This window comes from Agrobacterium sp. OT33, from assembly GCF_017313365.1.
GTDB classification, from domain to species: Bacteria; Pseudomonadota; Alphaproteobacteria; order Rhizobiales; family Rhizobiaceae; genus Agrobacterium; species Agrobacterium rhizogenes_A.
The window spans coordinates 20,949-30,682 of sequence record NZ_JAFLMZ010000015.1; the positions used below are offsets into that span (position 1 = coordinate 20,949).

Below are 9,734 nucleotides of genomic sequence, written 5' to 3' on the forward strand. Positions count from 1 at the left end.
CGCCCGGCAGTCACATTGGAGTGATGTTCATCTGTCGGGCCTTTTCCAGAACCCCGCGATGCCTAACTTCATCAGCATGAAAAGACGAACCGCACTCGCCCTCATCGCATCCCTGCCTCTTGCCCCGCTCGCCCGCGCGCAAAGCTCCGGCAATGCCGCCCGTTTTGATCCATTGCTGAGGGATGCGGATGCGCTTTCGAGTCTCAAGGCCGTTATCGTGAGTATCGATGGTGCGGAGGTCGCCAGCCGTGCCTACCATGGCGCCAGCCTTAACGGCTCCACCAACATCAAGTCGGCGTCAAAATCGGTCATTTCGGCGCTGGTTGGCATGGCGATCGACCGGAAGATACTGTCAGGTGCCGATCAGCCGATTGCGACCATCCTGCGCAGTGATTTTCCGCCGAGTCCCGATCCGCGGCTGGAAAGGGTTACCATCGGCAACCTGCTGTCCATGCAATCCGGTCTGGAGCGCATGTCGGGGCCGAATTACGGCCGCTGGGTTGCCAGCCGCAACTGGGTGAGAATGGCGCTGGGTTCCGGTTTTGTCGGGGAACCGGGCGGCGGCATGCTTTATTCCACCGGTTCCACCCATCTGCTTTCGGCGATCCTTACAAAAGCTTCCGGCCGTTCGACGCTGTCGCTTGCGCGTGACTGGTTCCGTCCGCTCGAAGGATTTTCCATCGGCGGCTGGGAGCGCGATCCGCAGGGCATCTATCTCGGCGGCAACCAGATGGCGATGACGGCGCGCTCATTGCTGGCCTTCGGAGAGCTGTATCGTCTGGGCGGCGTGACGCCCAGGGGCGAGCGGCTGATTTCACAGAGCTGGATCGACCAGTCCTGGCAACAGCGCACCAATTCGGTCTTCAACGGCGACGGTTACGGCTACTGCTGGTTCATCAAGGAGATGGCGGGAGAGACGGTCTATTACGCCTGGGGTTATGGCGGGCAGATGCTCTATATCGTTCCCGCAAAGCGACTCTCCGTCGTGATGACCTCTCGTGAAGACGCGCCATCGGCCAGAACCGGTTATCGTGACCAATTGCATGGCCTTACGGAAAACATCATCCGGGCCGCATAGCTTCATATGCAAATGCCGCTAGGCCGCCAGACGGCGTCTCAGCTGGAGGCCGTCGCGGAAGCTCTTTGCAAGAAGGGTGATATTTAGCGCCCCGGCGCAAAGCTCCAGCGCCTGAACGGCGTAGAAGACGCCGCCGTAATCGTCTGAGAGGGCGAAATGCCGAAGCACGAACGCGCAGGGGACGAGGATCAGCAACCCGTTCAGTGCGATGAGCGGCATACGCTTCTTCTTGGCTGCGACCAGCGGATGTTTCCATTTTGCGCCCATGCGAAAGCCGCTGAAACCCGTGATCGCGAGCGCGGGTGCAAGCACCAGGAAGCCCCATGGAATGGCGAGTTTGACGGCACGGATTGCTTCACTGGAACCGGAAATTTCGGTCAGCGCGGTGGATAACCAAAAGGCGAGTATGGTCGCCAGCGCCAGCGTGCCGGCGACGGGATGAAGGGTTCTCATCGATATAATCCTTTAGAAGATCGGGTCAGCCTTGCGGTGGATCGGCGTCCAGTCCGGCGAAAAGCTGGTTCAGGCAGTCTATGGCGTTAGGCAGTTGCTCCGCCTGCATATCCGTGGCCAAACGGCCGGCGAGTTCATTCCATTGCTGCATGGTGGCGGCATAGGCGTTCTCGCCCTTTTCGGTAAGGCGGATGAGTTTGGCCCGCTTGTGGTGCGGATTGTTTTCGAAGCAAACGATGTCCTGTCGTTCCATCTCATCGATGAGGCGTTGTACACCCTGACGGGTCTGGCCCATGTTCCGTGCGATCTGCGCCACGGTCAAAGGCTGGCCGGCAAGCACCACCGCTCCCAGAACCTGCCAGCGTGCGCTGGACAGGCCGAAGGGGGCAGAGAGCGCGTCGCCTGCGGCAATCAACGCGCCATTGGTTCGAAAGATGGCGACCGCCAGAGCGGAAAGTGTGTGTGCGTTATCCGTTTTCATGACAATACATTGTCATATTGACAATATGTTGTCAATATCGAATTCCCGCTACAACGGCCGTGAGATGCTCTGGAAGGCCTCTCCGAGGCGCTTCATGCGCTCCTCGTAGGCGCTGGTAAGGCAGGCGACATCCGCCGCGCATTCCTGGCGTTTCTTCAGCCATTGGCTCTGCTCGTCGCGCAGCGTGTCGCGGGCGCCCATGGCCATCAATTGGGTGAGGATGTCGAAGGTGGTGGCCATCTTCACATCCTGATCGTTCAGAGTGCGGTTGTCGCAGATCGCCTTCTCGTCGGCGGCCAGATCGGACTTCGTGCAATCGAAGCTGGCAGCGCCAGCGGATGAGCCGAGAGTGGAGGAAACGAGGAGGATGCCGCAGGCGAGAAAAGTCTGTTTCAGATGCATGTGTCGTCTCTTTCAAGGACAGTCGATGCGGATGAAACCAAAAAGGGGCCTTGCTGGTTCCAGCTTCCGGAACCGGCCCGAACAGGGAAAAGGCCGGCCATCATCTTGCCGCTCTTTGCTTTACAGGCTTTGGCGTTATAACTCCATCATACTGATGACGATGAGGAATCACATGCGAAGCGTGTTGAAGTATCTGTCCACCGGCTTTCTCGCCGCGCTCGTTCTCCTGCCCGTGGGTGCCGCGGCGCAGGACAACAGGGCCGTGCCATCGAGCCACACGGAAATGCAGCTTTCCTTCGCGCCGCTGGTCAAGCGCACCGCAGGCGCGGTGGTGAACGTCTATGCCGAACGCGTGGTGCAGCGGCGCCTTTCGCCTTTTGCCGGCGATCCTTTCTTCGAGCAGTTCTTCGGCCAGCAGATGCCGAACCGCACGGAAAAACAGTCGTCGCTCGGCTCGGGCGTGATCGTGACCGCCGGCGGTCTCGTGGTGACCAATAATCACGTCATCGACGGGGCTGATGACATCAAGGTGGCGCTGGCGGACGGGCGTGAGTTCTCCTCCAAGGTGCTGCTGAAGGATGACCGGGTCGATCTCGCCATTCTGCAGATCGATGCGAAGGAGCAGTTCCCGGTGCTGTCGCTTGGCAATTCCGATGCGATTGAGGTCGGCGATCTGGTGCTGGCCATCGGCAACCCGTTCGGTGTCGGCCAGACGGTGACCAGCGGCATCGTCTCGGGCCTGGCGCGCAACCAGGTGACGCAGGGCGATTTCGGTTTCTTCATCCAGACCGACGCTTCCATCAATCCCGGCAATTCCGGCGGCGCGTTGATGAACATGGCGGGTGAACTGATCGGCATCAATACCGCCATCTTCTCCAAGGGCGGCGGTTCGAACGGTATCGGTTTTGCCATTCCCGCCAATCTGGTCCGGGTTTTCGTCGCCGCCGCCGAGCGGGGGGACGCAAGTTTCCAGCGGCCCTATATTGGCGCGACTTTCGATCCGGTAACCTCGGATGTCGCTGAAGCGCTTGGCCTGCACCGCGCCCGCGGTGCGCTGGTGGTCAGCGTCGTCAAGGACGGTCCGGCCGAGAAGGCGGGTATCGAGCCGGGGCAGGTCGTCACCGCCGTCAACGGTTTCGAGGTGGAACATCCGGATGCTCTTGGTTATCGCCTGACGACGGCCGGTATCGGCAAGTCAGCCGAACTGACAGTCATGGACAAGGGCAAGGAGAAGAAGCTGACCATTGCGCTCGATACCGCGCCGGAAACCGCGCCGCGCGATGAACGCCTGATCGAGGGCCGCAATCCCTTCGCCGGCGCGACCGTCGCCAATCTTTCGCCGAAGCTTGCCGACGAATTGCGCATGTCGTCGCAGGTGACCGGCGTTGTCATTACCGATGTGAAACGTGGCTCGCCCGCCTATCGTGTCGGCTTTCTGCCCAAGGATGTGATCCTGTCGCTGAATGGCGCGGATATCGCCTCCACGGCTGCTGTCGAGAAGGCGCTGGATGACAATCCCGGCTTCTGGCGCGTGGAAATCCTGCGTGACGGCCAGCGCATCCGGCAGTTCCTGCGATGAGCGACGACCTCTTTGCCCCGCAAGTGCCCGTGGAGGTCGCCAACCGGCGGCCTCTTGCCGATCGTCTGCGTCCAAAGACGCTGGCGGAGGTGAGCGGGCAGCCGCATCTGACGGGCGAAGAGGGCGTTCTGCGCCGCATGATCGAGAGCGGCTCCCTGGGATCGATGATCTTCTGGGGTCCGCCCGGAACCGGCAAGACCACGGTTGCCCGCCTGCTTTCCGGCGAGGCGGGGCTTGCCTTCGAGCAGATTTCGGCGATCTTTTCCGGCGTCGCCGATCTCAAGAAAGTATTCGAGGCAGCGCGCGCCCGCCGGATGAATGGCCGGCAGACGCTGCTTTTCGTAGACGAGATACACCGTTTCAACCGCGCCCAGCAGGACAGTTTCCTGCCGGTGATGGAGGACGGCACCATCATTCTGGTCGGCGCTACTACCGAAAATCCATCCTTTGAGCTGAATGCCGCTCTTCTGTCGCGGGCGCGTGTGCTGACGTTCCGCTCGCATGACGAGGAAAGCCTGAGCGAGCTTTTAAAGCGCGCCGAGGAGGCGGAGCAGAAGGCCCTGCCGCTGACGGAAGAGGCGCGGGCCAGCCTGATCCGCATGGCCGATGGCGATGGCCGCGCCGTGCTGACGCTTGCCGAGGAGGTCTGGCGTGCGGCGCGCAAGGACGAGACTTTCGATACCGAAGGTCTGACGCGCATCGTGCAGCGGCGTGCGCCCGTCTACGACAAGAGCCAGGACGGGCACTACAATCTCATTTCCGCGCTGCATAAGTCGGTGCGCGGTTCGGACCCGGATGCGGCGCTTTATTATCTCGCCCGCATGTTCGATGCCGGCGAGGATCCGCTTTATATCGGCCGGCGGCTGGTGCGCATGGCGGTGGAGGATATCGGCCTTGCCGATCCGCAGGCGCTTGCCGTCTGCAACGCCGCCAAGGATGCCTATGACTATCTCGGTTCACCTGAAGGCGAACTCGCGCTGGCGCAGGCCTGCGTCTATCTTGCCACCGCGCCGAAATCCAACGCCGTTTATACCGCCTTCAAGGCGGCGATGCGGGCAGCCAAGGAAAACGGCTCGCTGGTGCCGCCGAAACACATCCTGAATGCGCCGACCAAGCTCATGAAGGGTGAAGGCTATGGCGACGGTTACCGTTATGACCATGACGAACCGGATGCCTTTTCAGGACAGGATTATTTCCCGGAGAAAATGGGGCGCACCACTTTTTACGATCCGCCGGACCGGGGGTTCGAACGGGAAATCCGCAAGCGTCTCGACTGGTGGGCGAAGCTGCGCCGCGAGCGTGGGGCACGCTAGGGTTTGCGTGGTCGGGGCGGGAGCCGCATTGCGTGGCGATGTTGAGAAACAGAATCAAGCCGCTGGCAAAAAGAGTCGCGAAACCGCGACAACCTCCTGTTTTTAAAGGAAATCAGGATGCCTTGCGGTGAGGTGTCGCCTGTGGTTGCGCCGGCAGCATCTTGACCGAGGATTCCGCCAGGCCGTTATGGCCTTCGGCATCGATGATGAGGTGCCAGTGCATCGTTTCGGGAATGGCGATGCGGATCGGCGATTTTTTGGCGACACCGCCGAGATATTTGAAGTCGAGCAATTCGGTGAAACGCTGGAAATTCGCGCTCGTCATCAGCCGGACATTGTTGACGGCCGACAGCGATATTTCAATGCTGGTGCCAGCCCGCAATTCCTTCAGGTCATAATGCGTATAGCGGAAATTCGGCCGTGCCATCGCGCGCCTCCCTGTATCCGTATTTTGGCAGAAGAGGATAGAACGCCAGGGTTAACGAGCTCTTTAAAACGGCACGGGGTTTGACGAATTCCACCCCGGCTGTGCCGGTTTCGGATGGTGGTTTCCAGTATTGCAGGTACTGATCGACCGCCGATCGACATGAGTGAGAATAATACTAACGTATAATATGCATATTTAATGATAATAAATTTTTCAACTTTAACCTCGGCTGGTCGAACTACATCATCGGCGTTGGGGGGAGTATGAAAAATATCACGATATCTATGCGCCTTTATGCGCTCGTCGCATTGTTTCTGGCAATATTGACCGCAGCCCTGACTTTCAGCCTGTTTGAAAGTTACCACAAGATGGAAAGCGAGCGGAAAGCGGGACTGGCGGCGATGAACGAAACCGCCGTCGCCATTCTGGAGCAATATTACCGCCTGGAGCAGGGCGGCAGTCTGAGCCGGGAGGCGGCGCAGCAGCAGGCCAAGACGACCATCGCCGCCATGCGTTATGACAATGGCAGCGGTTATTTCTGGATCAACGACATGCATCCCAAAATGGTGATGCATCCGATCAAGCCTGAAATGAACGGCACTGACCTCACCGCGAATAAGGATCCGAACGGCAAGGCGCTGTTCGTCGAATTCGTGAATACGGTGAAGGCGGGCGGCCAGGGCTTTGTCGATTATTACTGGCCGAAACCCGGCGCGCCGGAACCGGTGGAGAAGTTTTCCCATGTTGCCGGCTTTGCGCCCTGGGGCTGGATTGTCGGCACGGGGGTTTATGTCGATGACCTCGAGGCGGCTTTCTGGAACGACGCCTATTTTAATGTCGGCCTGTGCGCCTTGTCCGGCCTTCTCGTCATCGGTGTGGCCGCCGCCGTCGTGCGCGGCGTGACGCGGCCGATCGACCTGATCCGGCAGAGCATGAAGCGTATCGCGGATGGTGACGGCACGGCCGAAATCCAGTTCGCTGACCGCCGCAACGAAATCGGCGCGATTGCCAAGACGCTTTTGGTCCTGCGCGACAGCGTCAATGAGCGCAGCGCCCTGCAGGCGCGTGAGGCTGACCAGCAGCGGGCGCTGGAGGAGGCGCGACAGGGCAACGAGATGCTCCTGCGTTCCGCATCCGAGCGGCAGGCCCACGCGATGGACCGGCTGGGCCATGCGCTCGAAGCCCTTGCCAATGGCGATCTGACCGTGTCGCTTGCCGACATCGGTGCGGATTATGAGAAATTGCGCATGGATTTCAACCGGGCCGTCGGGGCGCTGCACGGCGCGATCGAGGCTATTGCCAGAACCGGCCATGTGGTCAATGACAGTGCCTCTGACATCAGCGGCGCGACCGGAAATCTTTCGCGCCGGACCGAACAGCAGGCGGCGGCGCTGGAGGAGACAGCCGCGGCTCTGGATGAAATTACCGCCACGGTGCGCACCGCTTCCGAACGGGCCAACGAAGCCCGGCAGATGGTGCAGGACACAAAAACCAGTGCGGGCCGGTCGGGCGATATCGTCCGCAATGCCGTCGACGCCATGGGCCGGATAGAGGATTCCTCGAAACGCATCGGGCAGATCATCTCCGTCATTGACGAGATCGCCTTCCAGACCAACCTTCTCGCGCTGAATGCCGGTGTCGAGGCGGCGCGGGCGGGTGAGGCAGGGCGAGGTTTTGCCGTGGTGGCGCAGGAAGTGCGGGAACTGGCGCAGCGTTCCGCCAATGCCGCCAAGGAGATCAAGACCCTTATCAATCGTTCTGCGGAGGAGGTCGGCGGCGGCGTCGCGCTTGTCCGTTCCACCGGCGATGCGCTGGAGGAGATCGTGGAACTCGTCAACCGCGTCGAAGGTCATGTGAATACGATTGCCACGGCGGCGCGGGAACAGGCGACCGGACTGCAGGAGATCAATACCTCCGTCAACCACATGGACCAGATGACGCAACAGAACGCCGCCATGGTGGAAGAGACGACGGCGGCCAGCCAGACGCTGGCCGAGGAAAGCCGCCAGCTACGCTCGCTGCTTTCACGTTTCGAACTTGGACAGGGTGTCGGGCGCGAGGTTTCGCGGGCGGCGTGATTTCAGGTGTTTCGGCCAAAAGTGGAGGGCGCGGCTTTGGCTGCGCCCTTTGTTGTTTCAGAACTTGTCAGCACGTCATCTGCCCGTGTCGCGGTTAGAAGGGCGGCCAGTCGAGCCCATCACGCCGACGTCATCCTCGGGACAGGGCTAAGGAGAACGTCGAGAGAATGTGCCCGCCCGGCATCATCGACTTCAAGGCGATTGAAGTCCGCGCGGAAAATTTGCCTGCGCATGACGGAAGAAGGGTCAGGGGACGTGGTCGTCGCGCTCGGTTTCGCCGCATCGTGTGCATGCGGATGGCGTCAAACACATGATTTGTTATTTCCCGCAACCAATAAGGTTTCGTTTACCTCATTTCTTTAAAATTTGACCTGTATTGCCGCGATTGCGGCCGCTGAAGGTACAGGTTCTCGTATGGCGTATGTTTCCCTTCCGCGTCGTCTTGTGACGTTGCTGATGATTTCCACGGTCATGGTGTCGTGTTCTGCGGAGGGCCTCGTGCCACCGGCGGAGGTGGACGGCACCACGCGCGTCAGCGCCATAAGGTCGTCGCGGCAGCAGGGTTACAGCGCACCGTCAGGCGCGGTCTATCAGGCCGAGCGGGCCGGACAGGCCACCGATTATCCCGCAGCCGTGTCACAGCCGATGCCGGAGCCTTACGCTTCGCAGGACCCCCTGCTGCAATCGCCACAGGGCGGACAGGGCTATTCCACACTCGACACCCAGCATCAGGCGCGCATGGCGGCGAGCGGCCACAGTGCCCCGACGCAGACGATGTCAAATCAGGCGATGCCAAACCAGGCGACGCAAGGCCAGACCATGTCCTCGCAACCGATGGCCGGCGGCCAGATCGCCGAAGGTGAGGGAGGGGTGAACATGGATTCCATGCTGGGCGTGGAACCGGTTCGCGGACTTGCGGAAGAGCAGGATGCCGACATTGCCGAAGGTGTTTCGGAGCAGCCGGTGGTGGATGGTATCGGCACCGACAATCCGGTGGCCGTTTCTCCTCCTCGCCGGCAGCAGAGCGCCGGTCAATCCCGGTTGATACCGCCGCCGCCCATTGGCGCGTCTTCCCGCCGCCAGCCGGTGGAGGAGGTTGCCATGTTGATGCCGAATGATCCGATGGCGCGCGGCGGGCAAAGCAACCGGTCGTCGATGCCGCCCGGCGTCATGCCGTCCTCTGAAGTTGCCTGTCGCTCCGAGCTGCGCCGTCTTGGCGTCGCTTTCCGCGATGTTGCGCGTATCGCCGATGGTCCGACCTGCGGCATCGATTATCCGATCGAACTCAGCGGTCTCGCCAGCGGCGTCGCCATCCGCCCGGCGGTGAAGCTCAATTGCCAGGTCACGCTTGCCTTCGCCAAATGGGTGAAATTCGAACTCGTGCCATCCTCGCGCTTCCGTTATCTCTCGGGTGTCGGCCGCATCACGCCGATGGGTGGTTATTCCTGCCGCAAGATGAATTCGCGCTCCAGCAACCCGTGGTCGGAACATGCGCGCGGCAACGCCATCGACATCGGCACCATCACGCTGAAGAACGGCAAGGAAATCGACGTCCGCAGCAAGAGCTTCTTCGCCTTCCGCGAAAAGGCGCTGCTGAAGGCGGTGAGGTCCGACAGCTGCAAATATTTCTCCACCGTTCTCGGGCCGGGCAGCGATCCCAATCACTGGAACCATTTCCATTTCGACCTGCGCACGCGCAAGTCCGGTTACAGGCATTGCGATTAGAGCGGCGAGAGATAAATCGAAATCGGTGCCGCCGCTCTCAGTTTTTGCTTGAGAATCGGATTTTCCGAAAACCGCAATACACTTTTCGTTCCGATGCTCCAGGTGTGAGCTTTCAGCAGGTTGTCCATTGGGGTCGAGGGTGCGTGGGGCTTACCCCCCTCTGCCCTGCCGGGCATCTCCCCCTCAAGGGGGGAGATC

Annotated in this window: 10 protein-coding genes; 5 read left to right on the forward strand and 5 right to left on the reverse strand. The window is 60.7% G+C overall.

Translation table 11 applies throughout. The features are described 5' to 3' along the window. Positions 1 to 76: 76 nt before the first annotated feature. Entirely contained in the window at positions 77 to 1,078 is a 1,002-nt protein-coding gene (locus JZX88_RS25515; RefSeq protein WP_206915151.1) for a serine hydrolase, read from the forward strand. A gap of 18 nt (positions 1,079 to 1,096) precedes the next feature. Here the strand turns inward: JZX88_RS25515 and JZX88_RS25520 are convergent, their stop codons facing one another. The 3 genes from JZX88_RS25520 to JZX88_RS25530 are packed head-to-tail and all read right to left on the reverse strand — an operon-like array spanning position 1,097 to position 2,414. Then, complete coding sequence (locus tag JZX88_RS25520; RefSeq protein ID WP_065116003.1) at positions 1,097 to 1,531, reverse strand: hypothetical protein; 435 nt, start codon at positions 1,529 to 1,531, stop codon at positions 1,097 to 1,099. 25 nt (positions 1,532 to 1,556) lie between these two features. Continuing rightward, positions 1,557 to 2,012: a MarR family winged helix-turn-helix transcriptional regulator gene (locus tag JZX88_RS25525; protein WP_206915145.1), complete on the reverse strand. Its 456-nt coding sequence runs from the start codon at positions 2,010 to 2,012 to the stop codon at positions 1,557 to 1,559. Positions 2,013 to 2,060: 48 nt separating this feature from the next. Continuing rightward, positions 2,061 to 2,414, reverse strand: a complete 354-nt coding sequence (locus tag JZX88_RS25530; protein WP_206915146.1) for a lysozyme inhibitor LprI family protein — start codon at positions 2,412 to 2,414, stop codon at positions 2,061 to 2,063. 172 nt (positions 2,415 to 2,586) lie between these two features. Between JZX88_RS25530 and JZX88_RS25535 the strand changes: the two genes are divergently transcribed. Together JZX88_RS25535 and JZX88_RS25540 are read left to right on the forward strand one after the other, a co-directional pair. Beyond that, positions 2,587 to 3,993: a DegQ family serine endoprotease gene (locus JZX88_RS25535; RefSeq protein WP_065116243.1), complete on the forward strand. Its 1,407-nt coding sequence runs from the start codon at positions 2,587 to 2,589 to the stop codon at positions 3,991 to 3,993. Next, positions 3,990 to 5,306 carry a replication-associated recombination protein A gene (locus JZX88_RS25540; RefSeq protein WP_065116000.1) on the forward strand — a complete coding sequence of 439 codons (1,317 nt, stop codon included), beginning with the start codon at positions 3,990 to 3,992 and terminating at the stop codon, positions 5,304 to 5,306. Before JZX88_RS25535 ends, JZX88_RS25540 begins: the two co-directional genes overlap by 4 nt. 112 nt (positions 5,307 to 5,418) lie before the next feature. Here JZX88_RS25540 and JZX88_RS25545 read toward each other — a convergent pair whose 3' ends face one another. Next, complete coding sequence (locus tag JZX88_RS25545; RefSeq protein ID WP_065115999.1) at positions 5,419 to 5,733, reverse strand: DUF1883 domain-containing protein; 315 nt, start codon at positions 5,731 to 5,733, stop codon at positions 5,419 to 5,421. A gap of 263 nt (positions 5,734 to 5,996) precedes the next feature. Here JZX88_RS25545 and JZX88_RS25550 point away from each other — a divergent pair, with 263 nt between their 5' ends. Together JZX88_RS25550 and JZX88_RS25555 are read left to right on the forward strand one after the other, a co-directional pair. Then, positions 5,997 to 7,811 carry a methyl-accepting chemotaxis protein gene (locus tag JZX88_RS25550; protein WP_206915147.1) on the forward strand — a complete coding sequence of 605 codons (1,815 nt, stop codon included), beginning with the start codon at positions 5,997 to 5,999 and terminating at the stop codon, positions 7,809 to 7,811. Positions 7,812 to 8,225: 414 nt separating this feature from the next. Then, positions 8,226 to 9,536 carry an extensin family protein gene (locus JZX88_RS25555; protein WP_206915148.1) on the forward strand — a complete coding sequence of 437 codons (1,311 nt, stop codon included), beginning with the start codon at positions 8,226 to 8,228 and terminating at the stop codon, positions 9,534 to 9,536. Here JZX88_RS25555 and JZX88_RS25560 read toward each other — a convergent pair. After that, positions 9,533 to 9,734 (reverse strand): hypothetical protein (locus tag JZX88_RS25560; protein ID WP_206915149.1); only part of this gene is annotated, 202 nt, incomplete at its 5' end. The genes JZX88_RS25555 and JZX88_RS25560 overlap by 4 nt on opposite strands.

Bases quoted from the DNA above. Each gene is read 5' to 3' on its own strand.
- JZX88_RS25515 (WP_206915151.1), top strand. From the start codon at position 77: ATGAAAAGACGAACCGCACTCGCCCTCATCGCATCCCTGCCTCTTGCC.
- JZX88_RS25520 (WP_065116003.1), bottom strand. From the start codon at position 1,531: ATGAGAACCCTTCATCCCGTCGCCGGCACGCTGGCGCTGGCGACCATA.
- JZX88_RS25525 (WP_206915145.1), bottom strand. From the start codon at position 2,012: ATGAAAACGGATAACGCACACACACTTTCCGCTCTGGCGGTCGCCATC.
- JZX88_RS25530 (WP_206915146.1), bottom strand. From the start codon at position 2,414: ATGCATCTGAAACAGACTTTTCTCGCCTGCGGCATCCTCCTCGTTTCC.
- JZX88_RS25535 (WP_065116243.1), top strand. From the start codon at position 2,587: ATGCGAAGCGTGTTGAAGTATCTGTCCACCGGCTTTCTCGCCGCGCTC.
- JZX88_RS25540 (WP_065116000.1), top strand. From the start codon at position 3,990: ATGAGCGACGACCTCTTTGCCCCGCAAGTGCCCGTGGAGGTCGCCAAC.
- JZX88_RS25545 (WP_065115999.1), bottom strand. From the start codon at position 5,733: ATGGCACGGCCGAATTTCCGCTATACGCATTATGACCTGAAGGAATTG.
- JZX88_RS25550 (WP_206915147.1), top strand. From the start codon at position 5,997: ATGAAAAATATCACGATATCTATGCGCCTTTATGCGCTCGTCGCATTG.
- JZX88_RS25555 (WP_206915148.1), top strand. From the start codon at position 8,226: ATGGCGTATGTTTCCCTTCCGCGTCGTCTTGTGACGTTGCTGATGATT.